The 17,385-nt window shown below is 30.1% G+C and carries 16 protein-coding genes; 5 read left to right on the forward strand and 11 right to left on the reverse strand.

Going from position 1 to position 17,385, the window contains the following annotated elements; genetic code table 11:
• Positions 1 to 21: 21 nt before the first annotated feature.
• The 3 genes from BTO06_RS07870 to BTO06_RS07880 all read right to left on the reverse strand — a co-directional run bounded on the left by BTO06_RS07870 (position 22) and on the right by BTO06_RS07880 (position 4,178).
• Positions 22 to 1,323: a DUF4856 domain-containing protein gene (locus BTO06_RS07870; RefSeq protein WP_157811774.1), complete on the reverse strand. Its 1,302-nt coding sequence runs from the start codon at positions 1,321 to 1,323 to the stop codon at positions 22 to 24.
• A 1,170-nt stretch (positions 1,324 to 2,493) separates the two neighbouring features.
• Entirely contained in the window at positions 2,494 to 3,306 is an 813-nt protein-coding gene (locus BTO06_RS07875) for a hypothetical protein (protein ID WP_100924776.1), read from the reverse strand.
• Positions 3,306 to 4,178, reverse strand: a complete 873-nt coding sequence (locus BTO06_RS07880) for a hydroxymethylglutaryl-CoA lyase (RefSeq protein ID WP_232731536.1) — start codon at positions 4,176 to 4,178, stop codon at positions 3,306 to 3,308. Before BTO06_RS07880 ends, BTO06_RS07875 begins: the two co-directional genes overlap by 1 nt.
• 142 nt (positions 4,179 to 4,320) lie before the next feature.
• Here BTO06_RS07880 and BTO06_RS07885 point away from each other — a divergent pair, with 142 nt between their 5' ends.
• From BTO06_RS07885 to BTO06_RS07905, 4 genes are all read left to right on the forward strand, one after another.
• Positions 4,321 to 4,890: an RNA polymerase sigma factor gene (locus BTO06_RS07885; RefSeq protein ID WP_100924778.1), complete on the forward strand. Its 570-nt coding sequence runs from the start codon at positions 4,321 to 4,323 to the stop codon at positions 4,888 to 4,890.
• On the forward strand, positions 4,880 to 5,410 hold the full coding sequence (locus tag BTO06_RS07890; protein ID WP_100924779.1) for a hypothetical protein: 531 nt from the start codon (positions 4,880 to 4,882) through the stop codon (positions 5,408 to 5,410). The genes BTO06_RS07885 and BTO06_RS07890 overlap by 11 nt, the downstream gene beginning before the upstream one ends.
• On the forward strand, positions 5,397 to 6,479 hold the full coding sequence (locus BTO06_RS07895; protein ID WP_100924780.1) for a hypothetical protein: 1,083 nt from the start codon (positions 5,397 to 5,399) through the stop codon (positions 6,477 to 6,479). The genes BTO06_RS07890 and BTO06_RS07895 overlap by 14 nt, the downstream gene beginning before the upstream one ends.
• A 703-nt stretch (positions 6,480 to 7,182) precedes the next feature.
• The gene (locus tag BTO06_RS07905; RefSeq protein ID WP_100924782.1) at positions 7,183 to 7,908 is read left to right on the forward strand and encodes a head GIN domain-containing protein; all 726 of its coding nucleotides are present in this window, start codon (positions 7,183 to 7,185) and stop codon (positions 7,906 to 7,908) included.
• On the opposite strand, the gene BTO06_RS07910 is transcribed toward BTO06_RS07905, so the two are convergent.
• The 6 genes from BTO06_RS07910 to BTO06_RS07935 all read right to left on the reverse strand — a co-directional run bounded on the left by BTO06_RS07910 (position 7,905) and on the right by BTO06_RS07935 (position 13,841).
• Entirely contained in the window at positions 7,905 to 8,510 is a 606-nt protein-coding gene (locus BTO06_RS07910) for an alpha-ketoglutarate-dependent dioxygenase AlkB family protein (RefSeq protein WP_100924783.1), read from the reverse strand. The two genes, BTO06_RS07905 and BTO06_RS07910, sit on opposite strands and share 4 nt — an antisense overlap.
• A 586-nt stretch (positions 8,511 to 9,096) precedes the next feature.
• Positions 9,097 to 11,538 carry a M1 family aminopeptidase gene (locus BTO06_RS07915; RefSeq protein WP_100924784.1) on the reverse strand — a complete coding sequence of 814 codons (2,442 nt, stop codon included), beginning with the start codon at positions 11,536 to 11,538 and terminating at the stop codon, positions 9,097 to 9,099.
• Between the two features lie 123 nt (positions 11,539 to 11,661).
• Entirely contained in the window at positions 11,662 to 12,237 is a 576-nt protein-coding gene (locus BTO06_RS07920; protein WP_100924785.1) for a DUF4252 domain-containing protein, read from the reverse strand.
• Between the two features lie 84 nt (positions 12,238 to 12,321).
• The gene (locus tag BTO06_RS07925; RefSeq protein ID WP_100924786.1) at positions 12,322 to 12,825 is read right to left on the reverse strand and encodes a DUF4252 domain-containing protein; all 504 of its coding nucleotides are present in this window, start codon (positions 12,823 to 12,825) and stop codon (positions 12,322 to 12,324) included.
• 43 nt (positions 12,826 to 12,868) lie between these two features.
• A complete protein-coding gene (locus BTO06_RS07930) occupies positions 12,869 to 13,345 on the reverse strand; it encodes a hypothetical protein (RefSeq protein ID WP_100924787.1) in 477 nt (158 codons plus the stop codon).
• Positions 13,332 to 13,841 (reverse strand): RNA polymerase sigma factor, encoded by a 510-nt coding sequence (locus tag BTO06_RS07935; protein ID WP_100924788.1) that lies wholly within the window; start codon positions 13,839 to 13,841, stop codon positions 13,332 to 13,334. The genes BTO06_RS07930 and BTO06_RS07935 overlap by 14 nt, the downstream gene beginning before the upstream one ends.
• Positions 13,842 to 14,004: 163 nt before the next feature.
• Here BTO06_RS07935 and BTO06_RS07940 point away from each other — a divergent pair, with 163 nt between their 5' ends.
• A complete protein-coding gene (locus BTO06_RS07940) occupies positions 14,005 to 15,465 on the forward strand; it encodes a S41 family peptidase (RefSeq protein WP_100924789.1) in 1,461 nt (486 codons plus the stop codon).
• A gap of 72 nt (positions 15,466 to 15,537) precedes the next feature.
• On the opposite strand, the gene BTO06_RS07945 is transcribed toward BTO06_RS07940, so the two are convergent.
• Positions 15,538 to 16,425 carry a DUF72 domain-containing protein gene (locus BTO06_RS07945; protein WP_100924790.1) on the reverse strand — a complete coding sequence of 296 codons (888 nt, stop codon included), beginning with the start codon at positions 16,423 to 16,425 and terminating at the stop codon, positions 15,538 to 15,540.
• Positions 16,422 to 17,363, reverse strand: coding sequence for a patatin-like phospholipase family protein (locus BTO06_RS07950; RefSeq protein WP_100924791.1), 942 nt, complete (start codon positions 17,361 to 17,363; stop codon positions 16,422 to 16,424). Before BTO06_RS07950 ends, BTO06_RS07945 begins: the two co-directional genes overlap by 4 nt.
• Positions 17,364 to 17,385 lie beyond the last annotated feature (22 nt).

The following is a 17,385-nucleotide window of genomic DNA, read 5'->3' on the forward strand; positions in this document are numbered from 1 at the left end:
ATATACTTTCTGTTCCTTAGTTTAAGGATTTACATCATCTAAAGTCCAAGATAATCCACCAACACTTTTAGCCGCGATAGAATCAGCAATATCTCTTAATTGAGTTGAGGTAACATCCCATAATCCATTGTTTGCATCTAAAGTTGCCAAGAAACCGTCAACTTCAGAATCTGTAAAATATCTTGCTCCTCCAGAGTTTACAACATAACGCAAACTATTTACGAAACCGTATCCCTCACATAAATCATGGAAAGCATCTTCTCTCTTCCCTGAAGTTCCTGACCCAGCGGCGTCAATAATTTTTGCTCCTCCACTAAGATAATGCACCGCTCTTACCGCTATGATTAAACCTAATTTTTCACGTAAAACACCAATTTGCGCATCTCTAGATGAATAATCTTTGTTTGCAATAGCGATTCTTCCTACTACAAAAGCTTCAAAAATTTGCCTTTCAGTACCTGCAAATTTCGATAAACCATCAACGTTGTCAATGTATTTGTAAATTAAATTCTGACCAGAAGTATTCCCGAAAATATACCCAAAAGATTCATCCCAGTGATGTTCCATTGTTGTGTAGCTTTTTCCATCTGCTACAGTTCCGGCGTCATTTAATGCACGGTAGTCTTTACCATCTGCTGTATTTCCATTCTCACTATCTAAACGATTCAAGTAATGATTCACAGACTGGTCATAAGCTAAGGCTCCCGACAATGTTTTAGTAAATAATTGATCTAATTCACGTCCTTTCGCATCAACATATCTAGTTGATCCATCACTATCTTCGAAAGTACCTGCTTGTCCAGACGCTGCAGTAGTCGTCCAATTATCCAACACTGTCTGGTGTCCTGTGATAAATGCGTCAATAGCACTTACATTAGTTTGTCCCTGACCTGAAGCATTTGTTCCGTTGAACAAATCAATTGATGAAGAAGTTTTTGATCTTACGATTTTAGTTGTTCCATTTAAACTAGCATCTGAAAATCCAGCACTCTCACCATCTTGTCCTTCAAATTTTAATCTGATATCAGCAACAGAAGTTTGAGTTTTCAGATTCCCTCCAATTTCTTTAGCCTGCTTTAAACGTGTAGTTTGTCCACCAAAACTAACGGTAGAACTTCCATCTCTTGTAAATAGAGTCGAATAATTACTAATGTAGTTATTATTATAATCTCCATTACTTCCTCGAGAAAAGTCATTTCCTGTAATCACTTGATTTACAGTTGGTATATTAAGTACTGGTCCTGGAGGTTCGTTGTTGTCATCATCAGAACATGAAACGAATGCTAAACCTAATACAAATAGACTTAAAATATTTTTTTTCATTTTATTAAGATTAATTTCAAATAATGCAGCAAAAATATAAAATGATCTAGAACCACCCAAGTTTATTTAGAATAAATTAAAATAATTTTTTGTTGAGATGTACAACTTAAACGTTTCTAATATCTTTAGTCTACACTTTTATTTCTTTTGTGGTAACATATCAGAAATAATCTTTTAAAATATAAAGCAAGGAATTTTAGTATACTCTCATAAGCAAAAAGGAAATACAGCAATATTAGTTTTATAATTAGTTATTATCGATTTTTGGACTATCAATATATTGAGTTCTCATTAAGTATTATAAAGCTAAAAAAACTCCTACCACAAATATTTTCTTCTAAATCTAATATTCTTAAAATAATTATACTTGCAGTTTTATCCTAAAAATTAAGCCATGAAATCACCAAACAATTCGTAATAAATTGATCATGAACAAGTTTGGAATCCAATTCATTATTAAGGGAGTATTTGATAATGTTCTTAGTAATTTTATGTAATGCACTACATTATCGTGAGTCGACCATAGCATCAACTTTTGAATTTACTTCATCAAATACTTTTTGAGCTACATCAAACTAACATAGTCTCCAATGTTTGAAACAATGCAAACACTCATAAAATCCTATTAATTTTTTATCTGAATAAGAGAATCCTTTTCATGTAAGTCTAACTATTGTATTTACTAATAGAGCCTACTTCTTTGTAAAATTCCTCTTAATTTCCATTTGACATGATAAATAAATTTGAAGAGTTACCATAAAAATTACGCTGATTAATTCTTTGGTGTAAATTATCATAGTTTAAATCAAACTCATGATTTCCATTGACCATATGATCAAAATACACAGCCTCAAAATTTCAACCATGTGTTTTCCTCAAATCCTTTCTTATATTTCTTTGACTTTTTCTAAAAAAGAAGAGTTGAATAAAAAAATTCTGGCTAAAAATATTACGATTTAAGATTCTTTCTCTTTTCACTTTTTATAAAGCCGCAACACCAACTATACATCCAAATTTTCCTTCATTTATTTAGGAAATCTCGAAAAATAATTGATTGAATTAGAATAAAATAAAGTTTAGCAAAATGTACTTTACATGCATCTCTAATTTCTGTCAAAAAAGAATGGATAAATGGAAAAGACTTTCTTAGTTAGTCATATTGAACGACTATTATTGATATTTTCGAATATTTTTTTTGATAACCTTTCGATAATAAACAAGCTCTTCGAACTGATAAAAGAAATTCACCTTTTTTTCTGCGATTGTTTGGGGATTCTCATACTTCTCACCTAAAACAAAAGCCGTCCAACTTTCTGCAATGTCCTCTTCCGGACTTTCCGCTGCATAATCTGTTAGAAAATCTGTGTAATTATCTTTGTAAAGTCCGTAAAGCTTTTCTAAACAACTTTTTTGCTCAGTCATACAGAAATTCTTTTGGATATTATCCCATTCCGTTAAAAGCCCGCCACCCCAGAATTCTTCAACAAATTTATTAATGTAACTCTCCTTAGTTGCCACACCCTCAATGGTTACATATGGATCTCCACTTTCTTGGCTTATTCTTTTGGCAGGTTTAATTTGAGTATGGTTTAAAGTTAATAAATGTCCAAACTCATGTACTAATGTATAGATAGATTGGGAAACTCTTGTGTTATCTTGGCTTGTAAAATCTACATCGATCGGATCTAAAACGAGTTGCCATTCATTATTGTTTTCATTCAAAGCTCCTAAAGCGCCGGTTTTTTCATCTTCTCCATCGGTCATTAAAACTAATTTCTTGATGTAACGTTGGGTAATTCTTTTCGGAAACATGTTGTAGAATATGTTCCAATTATAACGTGCTATATTGGTTTCCTCGTCATTTGTTTCAATAAAAATACCATTTTTAATTTCCCACGAACCTAATGTAACATCATTATCCTCATTCAATCCCGAGAAAAATGAAGCACCAAAGAAGAAAAGTGTTAAAAATTTAATTTTCATTATCCAATAAAATTAAAAACATCTAGAGCTTTATTATAAGCACTTTCAAAACTCATTGGTTTTGTATTTGTGTTGACCTTATTTGTGGTAAAGTAAGACAACATTTTTTCCATCGGCATATTACCAGTTAATTCATCCTTTGCCATAGGACAACCTCCATATCCTTTAATTGCTCCATCAAATCTCCTGCAACCTGCCTTAAAAGCACTATCCACTTTTTCAAACCACTTGTGAGGAGTGGTATGAAGATGTGCTCCAAACTCAATTTGCGGGTACTGAGAAATTAAATTAGAGAACAAATAATCAATAACGTCGGGTGTTGAACTACCTACAGTATCCGACAAAGATACAATTTTAACACCAAAATTTGCAAGTTTTTCTGTCCATTCTGCAACAATTTCAACATTCCAGGGATCTCCATAAGGATTTCCAAAGCCCATTGAAAGATAGGCAACTACTTCTTTGTTATTTCTTGTAGCAATATTTAAAATATCTTTTAAAACATCAATAGATTCTGAAATTGTTTTGTGAGTATTTCGCATTTGAAAATTCTCAGAAATTGAAAATGGATATCCCAAATAATTAATTTCTTCAAAAGCACAAGCATCATTTGCTCCTCTCACGTTAGCGACGATAGCTAATAGTTTACTTCTAGTTGAAGAAAGATCAAGTAATTTTAAAACTTTGTCAGTATCTCTCATTTGAGGAATTGCTTTTGGCGACACAAAACTCCCAAAATCAATTGTATCAAAACCTACTTTCAATAGCGAATTGATATATTTTACTTTAAGTTCCGTAGGAATAAAATGACTTTTTATTCCTTGCATTGCATCTCTAGGACATTCTATTAACTTAACTTCTTCAATCATCATGTCAAATATAGAAGATATTTTAATAATTTTAGATTATTGATTCATATGTTTACAAACATTTTTTTAAACATTTTTAATTAATTTTTAAAAAAACTGTAACAAGAAAAAATATGATGTGTCTTTACCATAGAAAAGATATTTTTTGAACGCTGAAAAACTAAATATTAACCAACTAATCGAACGCTGCAGAAGAAGAGATAAGTCAGCTCAAATTCAATTGTATAGGCAATATTACAAAGCTATGTACAATACTGCCTTTAGAATCTTAAGAGATGAATTTGAAGCAGAAGACTTAATGCAAGAAGCTTTTTTAACCGCTTTTAATAAACTTAACACGTTTAGAGGAGAAGTTGCATTTGGAGCATGGTTAAAAAGGATAGTCATTAATAAAAGTTTAACTCAGTTGAAAAAAAACAACAGATATTCCGAGGTTAAAATGGAAGTTGTTTCTGATGACGCCATAGATACTGGAATGAATTTAAACCATGAACTTTTAGGTGTTGAAAACATTCTTAAAACAATTAATGGTTTGAAAGATAATTACAGGATTATTTTGAACCTTAATTTAATCGAAGGTTATGACTATGAAGAAATAGCTACTATTCTAAATTATTCAAATGTAAATGTTAGAACAACTATTTCTAGAGCAAAAAAGAAATTACAACAAATGTTACTCTCAGAGAACCCAAAAGTAAGTATGTATGGAAGATAAAATGAAGGAGTTCTTATCAAATAATGATTTGGACATTTTTGAGCCACACTTTGGCCATGAAGATCGTTTTTTAAGAAAGTTAGAACAATCAAAAGCAAAAGGTATTTCTTTCAAATGGTTATCAGTTGCAGCGTCTGTGGTTTTATTAATCGGATTTTATTTTGGGGCACAATTTAAAGCTAATGATCGTATTAATATTGAGGATATAAATCCTGAAATGGGAGAAACACAAATGTTCTTTGTGAATGCAATTAATCAAGAATTAAGAGAAATTGAAAAGTATAGAACACTTGATACAGAAACAATTATTGAAGATGCTCTTGATGACATTGAAGAATTAGAAGAACATTATCAAAATTACGTAAAAGACTTAAGGTTTAAAGGAAATGAACAACAAGTTATCCAAGCAATGGTGACTAATTACCAACAACGCTTAAAAGTTCTTCAAAACTTACAGTCTTTAATAGAAAGATTAAAAAAACCAACCAATCAAAATATAGAGTTTAATGAAACAATTTAGTAAATTAATCATGGTCTCTTTTTTATCTCCATTATTTTTATTTGGAGCACCAATAAAGAAGCATGAAAAAACCAAAACAATCAGTAAGAAATTTAATGTTAATAAAAACGCCACAGTATACATTAAGAACAAGTATGGAAATGTTAACGTTACAACTTGGGATAAAAACAGTGTAGAGATTGATGTAAAAATTACTGTCAAGGGGAAAAATGAGGATAAGGTAAATGAAAAATTAAATGCCATCAATATTGAATTTGAATCAACTGAAAACTTGGTAGAAGCTAGAACAACCATTGAAAGCATTAAATCTAGTTGGAGCTGGTGGGGCAGCAACAGTAATAACTTAAACTATAAAATCAATTATTATATAAAAATGCCAATTACCAATAATGCGGATTTAAATAATAAATATGGAAATATTGATTTGGACATTTTAGAAGGAAAGGCAAATATTAATTGTGATTATGGTTCTATTCAAGTAGATAAATTATCAAATTCAAACAACACAATAGAACTTGATTATTGTAGTAATGCTAATGTAAATTACATGAAATCAGGAAGTGTAAATGCAGATTACTCAAAGTTAACTATAGATAGGACTGATAAAGTGCGAGTAAATGCAGATTATAGCGGAATTAAAATTGGAAATGCTGATACGGTAGATTTTAATTGTGACTACGGAAGTATTTCTATAACAGACGCATATACAGTTGATGGAAATTCAGATTATGCTGGGATGCGAATTGGTAAACTTAGAGAAAGTTTAAACATTGATACGGACTATGGGAGTTTAAGAGTTGAAGAATTAGTAAAAGGTTTCAGTAACGCTATTATTGATGGTAGTTATGCAGGTATCAAACTAGGAACTGCATCTGATAATAATTTTAACTTCACGGTGGATGTAGGTTACGCTAGTTTCAATTATCCTGAAGCAAATACAGAGACATTTAAATCTATAAAAAAATCTACGAAAAAATATTACGAAGGTGTTTTTGGAAAAGGAAAAGCGAAATCGGTTGTAAAAATAAGATCTAGTTATGGTGGTGTTTCTTTAAAGCTTACTGATTAATATTTATTTCGATGCATAACCATGGCTTTGTAAATATAAAAACGTGCCACATAATACATTAGGTGATAAATTACAATGTAAATAAAGTGATCATCTATGTAATTCGAAATAGCCATTAATATATCAGCAAAAGGCATTAAAGTAGTACCAAAAAAATAATATTTTGCTCTTTTATTATTTTTCTTCAAAAAGTTTAAATAGGTACATAACATCAGAAACACTGAAACAACCCCTAAAATAAACGCTAACACCTGTATATCAATTAAGTATTGATAAATCAAGAAGTAAACCATAAAAAACGTAAGAAGAAAAGGAATCGAATAAAGAAATAAAATACCTGGTGAATATGGAAAAAAGGTCCTTCGAATAATAATTATATATATGAACCTATTCAAAATCAGAAAAGCCAATGCCGGAAAATAAAATTCATCAAAAATAAACAAGGAATCTGATATAATTGAAAATAACAATATCATTATGTACCAATGATTTACTTTGAGCGTAGTTTCGAGGTATAGAAACGCCAAAGAAAATAATGCAACAAGCTTAATCGCAAATTCTAAATTAATGTTCTCTACAGCTAACGCATATCCCACAAGAATGGCGGTTGTTATATAAAGAAACTTTAAAAACCTTGTGATTTTAGTATTTATAATTTGGGAATTCAAAAAAATATTAATTAAACTTAAAATTAAGATAAAAAATGAAAAAACTATTATTAGCACTATTTATTTTAAATAGCACCGCCATTTTCGCTCAAAGTTGGTGGAATTCAAAAAAAATTAAAGGAAACGGAAATGTAATTATTGATAAAAGAAATGTAGGATCATTTGATAAGGTAGGTTTAAGCGGTTCTTTTAATGTTATTCTAGTTAGTGGTAAAGAAGGAAAAATTACACTTGAAGGAGAAGAAAATATATTACCATATATTATAACTGAAGTTAAAAATGGAACTCTTATTGTTAAAGTAAAGAGAAATACAAACATTAAAACACGCAGAAAATTAACTGTAACTGTTCCTTTTGAAGATATTGATGGCGTTGCTCTTGAAGGTTCAGGTAATATTATTGCTAAAAATACTATTCGAGGCAATAATGTTAGCTTCTCAATAGGTGGCTCTGGAAATATAAAAGCACCTGTTAATGCAAAAAAAATAGAAGCATCAATCGGTGGATCTGGTAATATCGATTTAAAAGGAAATGGGAAAGATCTTAAATGTTCAATCGCGGGATCAGGAAATATTCGAGCCTATAACCTAGATGTAAACAATTTATCGGTTAGTGTTGCTGGTTCAGGTGACATAGAAGCAACTGTATCTGAAAGAATAAAGGCAAGTATTGCAGGCTCTGGTAGTGTTTATTACAAAGGAGATGCTAAATATATTGACACAGATTCTGTAGGGTCAGGAGATGTTGTTCGAAAAGATTAAGAAACTATAGTTCTAAAAGTTAAATTAATCCTTGGACGATTTATCTTTTTTGTAGGAGGCAATCGATGTAACCAATTCGTTTGAGTTTCTCCTTTCATAACTAATAACGAACCATGCTGAAGCACTAATGAAACTACTTCCTTGGTTCGTTTATTTTTAAGTACAAATTTACGTTCAGCTCCAAAACTAACTGATGCTATAGCTCCGTTCTTTTTCAATTCCTTTTCTCCATCACTATGCCATCCCATTCCTTCTGCTCCTTCATGGTATAAATTAAGCAAACATGAATTATAAGTTTCATTTGTTTGTTCTTCTACAAGTTTTTTAATTTGCAAGAGCTCATCGGTAAATTTTAGTGCTACTTTGGTGATATTTGAGTAAGAGTATTCAAAAGATTCATCAGCATACCAAGCTACTTTTCTTTTAGTAGTGATTAATTTACCAAATATATATATCTGGTCATTCTTCCATTCAATTTCATTGAATAAGTAATTAAACATTCTATCTGCCTCAATTTTGGAGAATACACAACCATAATAATTTACTACTCCTCCTTCTGGGAGTAAATTTACATCTTTATTAAACTGATTGAATAAATCCATCTAATGTCTAAATTTATTTCTTTTGATAATTCTTTTAAGGTTTTCTTTTATAATCGTTTTTGTCTCTAAAAGCATTTGCTGATTTGATGGGAAAGCAATTGCCTACATAGTATTAAATGCAATTATGAGTCGTTTAAATCTCTTTTAGAAACGTAATAAACTCTATAACTATGATCAAAAACAGATTAACTTGCTCAAGGAAATTAATTCTTAATTGATTATTTCTATTATCAATAAACTTAACAACTGCCCACATTTTTATCTCGAATAACTTTTTTTTCTATTATTTGTTCGGGCAACACAATAATTCTTCTAAAATTTAATTCTAAATCAAAATAGTACTTCAATCTGTACATTTTTCGAGAATGATAAACACTTCAAAAATAATTTAACTCTTAGCATATAAATTACTAAAAAAATCTACCTTTAAATGAGGTGGAATTAATTGCTTCTTGTGTTTACTTCATACTCCTACATGAAGTTAAAAAAATGTACAGTGATCAATAAGCAAGTATTGCTAAATCAATAAATTTAGTTTCTAAAATATTATCATAAATACATTACAAAATTAATAATTGATATTAGTTTATTCTAATAATCTTCTCATTGCATCTTGAATTATAGCAATATTCTTTATTTCGTTAGATTTATTAGCTGATTTTTGAGTTTTCACCATTTGACGCATCAAATCAACACCAACATTATTAAAGCCATATTGTTTATATTGTTTTCCTTTAATTACAATATCATTCACCAAATTTTGTATTGCTTCTGAATTATTTCCTTTTGCAATTTTATCGTAGGCTTTTTTATACAATCGTTGTACTTTCTTATCTGTACTTAAGTACATACCAGAAATAACATTTCCTGCAATAAAAGCTAACTCATCCTCGTCGTTTTCTTCCAAATAAATTCTAGTTAACGGTGTTGCAATTATTCTTTTAACTTCAATTGGCAACTCTTTAGATTTACTAATAGCAAGTGATTTATCTACATAGTACATAGCTACTAAAGATTTTCCAATTACTGAATAAGATTTACTTTCTAAACTTTTTACAAATATTGATTTTAATTCTGGATCCGTAAGTTTCCCTAAAGTTTCAACTGCGGCAGCCTGTACGACGGTTTTAGGATCATTATTAGCCATTTGTTTAATCTTCTCAATGGTTTGACGTTTCGAAAATTTATTAATAAGATTAATATTCTCTAACGCCATTTTTCTAATCAAATAAAAGTCATCATTTAAAGCATTTGATATAGCATCAAATGCCTTTTTATCATCCTGTTTCTTTGCAACCTCTAACAATGCTTCTCTCTTGTGGATATAACTTCTTGCATTTTTTAATTGAAAAATATAATCACTTAAGACTTTATTTTCATTAATATCACAAAGTAAAACACCATCAGCATTTATCTGGATTAATTTTGGCTGCTTTGTAAAAGGCAAAGTAAATGATGATTCTTTTCTATTTACAAAAACCGTGTGACGAGTAACTTTATTCCCTTCAAAAACATCTATTGCTAAAGGAAATTTAAAATCCTCCGTTTGAGTTTGAAAAACGTTTACTGTAACTGTTTTTCTTAATTCATTGTAATCATAAGAAATATCAAGTTTTGGATGCCCATTACCAAAATACCATTGATTGAAAAACCAATTTAAATCTTTTCCAGTAACCTCTTCAAAAACAAGACGTAATTGATGAACTTCAGCAGCTTGATATTTAAATTTTGTTAAGTATTTATTTAATCCTTCATAAAACGCTTTATCTCCAAGATAATTTTTCAACATATGTAAGATTGCGCCTCCTTTGTTATAACTAACCGCATCAAACATATCTTCTTTATTATCATAATAAAAGCGTACTAAATGTTTGTCATAATTCTGTCCGTTTTTATAACCTTCAACATTTGTAAACAAATGAGCATCAGCATCATCTTTTCCATATTTATATTTTCTCCATAAATACTCACTATAATTGGCAAAACTTTCATTTAATGTTAAATTACTCCAACTCTCAGTTGTGACCAAATCACCAAACCAGTGATGAAAAGCTTCGTGAGCAATTGTATTTTCTTGTCTATTCCCATCGATTAACTCACCTGGTGTTTGATAAGCTTGCTCTCCATGAATTACTGCAGTTGTATTTTCCATAGCTCCACTCACATAGTCTCTTCCTACAATTTGAGCATATTTATTCCACGGATATTCTACACCTGTAATTTTTGAAAAAAACTCCAACATTTCAGGGGTTTTTCCAAATATTTCTTTTGCATATGGAGCATATTCTTTTTCCACATAATAGTTTACTGGTATATTTTTATAGGAATCTTTTATGATTTCATACTCACCTATTCCCATGAAAAATAAATATGGTGCATGTTTTTGAGTAAAATTCCAATAATCTGTCCTAGTACCATTTTTATTTTCTTTTTGACTTTCTAACTTTCCATTGGAAAGTGTTACATATTTATTCGGAACAGTTATATATATTTCCTGTGAAGTCTTTTGATTTGGAGCGTCAATTGTTGGAAACCAACAACTACTGGCCTCAGTTTCACCTTGAGTCCAAATTTGAGTTGGTTTATTTTTATCTAAACCTTTTGAATTTATGAAGTACAATCCTTTAGCCGATGTAATAGCTTTACTTCCTTTTTGTTTTACTTTTTCTGGTTGGGAAGTGTATTTTATGTAAACTGTAAACTGTTCATCTCGCTTAAAAGCTTTCGGTAAATTAATTGTGATTTGATAGTCATTATAATTAAAATTTAACGACTTATTATCCATTGTTGTAGCATGAATGATCATACCCTTAGCATCTAAAACCAATCTATCTGTTTCGTAAAAATGAGATTTAGCGGTAATCCATGCTTCTCCATTCATTGTTTGCTTATCAAAATTAAAATCTACTTTTAATTTTGTGTGAACTAAATTGTGAATTTTATCTCTTTCTCCTCTATATTCAGTTATGTTCTGCGCAAACAATTGCGTAGAAATATACGCGAATAAAATCAATAAAACTTTCCTCATAAATTCATTAGATATTTAGCCAAAAATAAGAATTTTAACATTTGGACTTGTTAATGACGAGTTAAAACAAAAAAACCTCAATATTTACATTGAGGTTTCTTCTAAATATGTTGATTTATGTTACTATTGAATTGGCTCTGCATAAAGTTTTTCAGTTTGGAATTGCCCACCAAAAATATCTTTAATTTTTTCTAGTCCCACGCCTTTATCTTCCATGTTTGTACTTTGAACCATTTTCATGATTTTTTCAATATTCATATCATTTCCCAAAATTCTTGCAACTCCAAATCCGAAATCTTTAGCATAAATAACTGCTACAATTTCGTCGATAGCATCGGCCTCTCCATTATAATATACAGTACCTTTTCCTCTTTTATCATTTACACGAATCAATGATTTGTAATTCGTATTTTTCATAATTTCTTTAATTTTCTTTCTCTCTACACCAAATTCTTCTTCATTAGTCTTATGTACTGGTAAAAATGCAATATTCATTTTTCTTATGCTTTCAAAAGTTTTCTGATCTTCCTCAGAAATATCTTCAAAAAATGAACCTAGCATACTTGTTGAAAAATCAAAACGCACATAATTTTGATTTTCATCTGTTTGAATTAAATAACTCTGTAAACTTTCTTGCTTTTTACAAGAAGTAAATATTATTGCTATACAAATAATAGCAAATGTAAATAGTTTTTTCATAGTACATTAAATTAAAGGTTTATTTCCTATTAAACATAGCCTAAAAATAGGCTATGTTTTTTTATTTAATTTATAAGGTCTAATTTATTCATCAGAATTTTTATCATAGTCCTTAGCAATTTCAGCTAATTCGTTCATGTTAATTTCTCCGATTAAAGAAATAATTGTTGAACTTGGCTTTTCGTCTTTTCCATCTTTACTTTTTACAAACATTAATACTTCACTTACGATATCTTTATTTTTTGTAGACTTGATATAAATTTTCACTCTAGATCCTTTATCCTTCACACGCATTAATTGCGTCATGTTTCCTTTTTTAATGGCTAAATTTGCCATTGTTTCCATTTTTGAAGCGATTGATGCATCCTCAGTTGAAAACACTTTTAACTCCTCTAATCCTTTAGCTGTGTTGAATACTTTCATGTCATCAGACTTAGCATCTGGAAACTTTTTTAATAATTCAAATGCTGCTTTTGTTACAACTACTGTTGATACATCATCTAAATCTTCTAACGAATCGAACATCCCTTGAGCAAAAGTTATTTGTGACATAAATACCATTGCTACTAATAATATTATTTTCTTCATGATTTACTTAATTTACTTAATACTTGGTTTTACTTTAATTTTTTTAACGATTAACTTGTTTAAGAACAGTATTTGCAGTGTTCTCATAGATTTTCAAAGAATTCATGGCTTCACTTCCTTTATTAATGTTACTTGAAACAGCATATAATGCATCGTTTCCTTTATTTAGATGAAATGAAACTTTTTGAAGTGCTTCTTTTACTTGAGCAAAGTACATTCGCTGTTGGTACTTATCGTATTCTACTTTACCTAAGTAGGCACTTACTAACAAAGCGAATGACGCTGCAACTGATAACCATTTAAAGTTCTTTTTTCTTTTAATCTCAGGTTTTAACTTAATGGTCTTTGTGAAGGTTTCACTTTGGTTCTGCTTAAAATACCCAAACATAATTGAGTAATCCTGTAAATGAGGAGCTACGTTTCCTGAAGTGAAATACTCACGAAGTGTATTTTCTTCTTGTAATGATGTTTCAGCCTCAAAGTATTTTTCGATCAACTTTTCTATGTTAACTAACTCCATAATTATGTTGTTTAATTAATGCTTCTCTAATTGTTTTACGTGCTCTTGATAATGATACTCTCACTGCTGTTGGTTTCATATCTACCATTTCACAAATCTCATCAAAATCATACTGTTCGATATCTCTAAGTTGGATAATGATTTTTTGTTGTTCTGGTAAATTTTCAATCAGTTTGTGAACATTATTCACGCTATCCTTATATTCAATCTTCTTTTCTAAAGAAGTATCCTTTTCTTTATAATTACTATGAACTAATGTTAAATTATTTGCTTGTTTAGATTTTAATCTGTCGAAACAATAATTCTTCGTCATTGTCATAGCAAACGCTTCTATGTTTTTATAATCAGCCAACTTTTCTTTGTTTCTCCAAAGCTTAAAATACAGTTCCTGTGTTGCATCCTCTGCTTCTTCTGTTGACACAAGCAAACGCTTGGCTAAACGAAAAACTTTATCTTTGAATGGTAATACAACTTTTAAAAAGTCCGACTGTTTCATTTTTTGGTTATTGATTTAGTTGTAATTAATTGATTTTTTTTACGTCTTATTTATCAATTTTACACCCTTACGACGACGCAGAATTTATTTTGTTACAAAGAAAGTTAAAAAAAGTACTAACTTTTATATAAATTGCGTTACTACTAGGATTAAACATTTATTAATGAAGAAATATTTCCGCCTTAACAAACTTTTTTTACTTGTTTTCGCTTTAACTTTTGCTAACTGTTCAAAAACAGATGATATTCCCCAAAATATAGAAGTTAATAATTTTGTTTGGGGAGGCATGAATGCATATTACAAATGGCAAGGATTAATTCCAGACTTATCTGACAGTAAATTTTCAACTAGAGAACAATTAAATAGCTATTTAAATGGATTCAGTGAACCAGGTGAGTTATTTAATAGTTTAATATCATACCCAAACGAATTCCCTAAAGATCCAAACCGTATTTTTTCTTGGATTACTGATGATTACGTTGCTTTGGAAAACTCTTTTCAAGGTCTTCGTTTAACAAGCGGATTAAAATTAGTAGGGATTGAATATGCAAATAATTCTGGAAATGCATATGTAGTTGTTAGAGATGTGATTAATGGATCAGATGCAGATAATAAAGGAATTAAAAGAGGAATGATAATTTCTGAGGTAAATGGAACACAAATTACAACTGGGAACGTAAATCAATTGTTTGCTCCTAATAGTTTTACAGTAAGTTTAGCAGATTATAATGGTGGGAATCCTACTCCAAACGGAATAAGTATTTCTATTGTAAAGACAGAGGTCACAGAAAATCCTGTTAAGATTGCAACTATTATAAATGAAGGAGCTAACAGAATCGGTTATTTAATGTACAATCAATTTTCATCTGATTTTGACGCACAATTGAATCAGGCTTTCGCAGACTTCCGCATTGGTGGAATTACAGATTTAGTTTTAGATTTAAGATATAATGGCGGTGGGTCAGTAACTTCGGCAATTTATTTATCTAGCATGATAACTGGTCAATTTACAGGAGAAGTCTTTGCAAATAAAATATGGAATGAAAAGGTAATGGCTAGTTTTAGTAGTGAAAGTTTTATAGATCGCTTTACAGATAGATTGGTAAAAAGAGATTCTAGCGGAAATATAATTTTAGACGAAGCTATCAACAATTTAAACTTAACAAACTTATATGTAATAGTTAGCGATCAAACCGCATCTGCCTCTGAACTCATAATAAACGGTTTAAGACCATACATTAATGTTAAGTTAATTGGTACAGAAACAGTTGGAAAGCAAGTAGCTTCAATTACTTTGTATGATTCAGATGATTACACCCGAAATGGAGCAAATTTTAATAATTCGCATACTTGGGCTATGCAACCTATTGTTTTGGAAATTCGAAATAAAGATGGGCAAAATGAACCAAACGGATTTACAGCCGAAGTTCAAATAGCAGAAGATTACAGCAATTTGGGAGTTTTAGGAGACCCGAATGAGCCTTTATTGTCTCGAGCTCTTCAATATATTACCACTGGATCAAAAGGTTCTAATTTCTCATATCATAAAGAATCAATAAAACCATTTTGGAATTCACAAAAGAGAAATATTGACTTTAATAACATGTATGTAGATATAAGATAGATTCTAAAAAAGAGAAATAAAAAAAGCGAGCTAATTTTTTAGCTCGCTTTTTTATTCTACTTAAAATTACATTTAAAATAATGTTTGCTGTTCTTCTTCTTTAGGTATTTTTAAATTAACATCTAATGCTGAATTTATTTTTTTAATAAAATATGAAGCTAATAATGGAGAACCAATTTCTAAACTTTGATGAACAAAAAAATGAATATTTCGTAAGCCTAAATTTACCCATTCAGAAAGTCGTTCAACCCAATCATCTAATCTAGCATAATCCAAAGAATGATTCGCTCCTACAAATCTAATAAAAGCTTCATTATTCGTTAATCGCATATGCATCATATCACGTCTTCCTGCAGTGTCAACAATGGTATTTGAAACTCCATTACTTTCTAAAAGTTCATAAAATTCAAAAGCAACCGTTTCATCAGTAAACCAATTTGTATGCCTACACTCAACACTTAAAGGAATGTCTTTTGGCCAGCCTTCAACGAAATTTTTGAGTCTATCAAAATTCTTAGGCCCAAAGTTTGAATGTAACTGAAGAAAAATTGTACCTAACTTCTTCTCTAGCCTAGTTGCTGCGTCTAAATAATAATTCACTAAATCAGATACACCTTTTAATCTATTCCAATGACTAATTTCTTGGGTTAGTTTTGGAAAAAACTTAAATCCGTCTGGAGTTTTATTCTTCCATTTCTCAAATTGTTCAGGAGGAAACTGACGATAAAAAGTTGCATTTAACTCTATCGAATTGAACTGTGATGAATAATAAACTAATTCATCTTTTGTTCCCCTTGGATAAAAACCTTTTAAATCAGCTTTATTCCATTTTGTACACCCCACATAAACTGACAAAGGTTTTTTCTTATCTAAAGTTGATAATAATTTTGTTGTTCGTTTATTTGTTTCCGGAAATGAAAAATCTACTAATTCTGGCTGCTCTACCTTTCCAAACTTCATGAAGCGTCTTTCGTATTTTTATCAATTAAATCTGGTCTAAAATCATTCATCAATGATAAATCTTTCTGCTTGGCATATTCATAACCTTGTCTCCACCAAGAAGACATTTGTTTTTTATCAAAAATTAAAGAATTTGTAGTTAAAACCGTTGGTGTATAATATAAATTGAGTTGTACATCCTGATATCTTGCTGATAATTTCCCAATAGTAACATTGTGTTTTTCAACATGTTCCAGCATAAAACCAAAAACATCAAGCATTAGTGAAAACGGATTTTTTGCCGGAATTCTATTAATTTGATTTACCTCTGTCTCTAATATAATAGCATCTACCTCCTTTGCTCCTCTTTGTATCGCTTCTCGAATAGGAACTAAACAGCCAAAACCTCCATCGGCATATTGACAGGAATTTTTCTCTAAGAGACTCATAAAAGGAACATAATTACAAGAACCCCAAATCCAATCACAAAAATCTTCATAAGAACAATCAAGGATAGATTTGTATTCTATTTCATTCGCAGTTAAGTTAGATACTGTAACCACTACTTCTTTATTATCCTTTCTTATTGAATGATACATTTCTTTTGTAACATTCTCTCCAATTAATTTTCGTAGATTTTTACTTTCTCCAAAGGTTTTTCTACCGTTCAAGAAGTTCCAAAATGTATTACTATGTTTAATAGAAATCACTTTTACTCCATGAACATTTTTAACACGAAAAGGATTATTACTAAAAATACTACGTTGATTGACATTTGTATAAAGCATCTTTAACTCGTCTACCATTCCTTTAGCCAAATGAGACACCATTAAACTTCCTGTAGAAGTTCCTAAAAACAAATCATAATTTTTCTTTTTTTCCTTCATTAAAAACTCCACAACACCACCCGCGAATGCGCCTTTGCTACCACCTCCAGAAATTACTAATGCTTTCTTCATAAATATGAAATGATTTTCTCTA

The organism is Tenacibaculum sp. SZ-18, from assembly GCF_002813915.1.
Classification (GTDB): domain Bacteria; phylum Bacteroidota; class Bacteroidia; order Flavobacteriales; family Flavobacteriaceae; genus Polaribacter.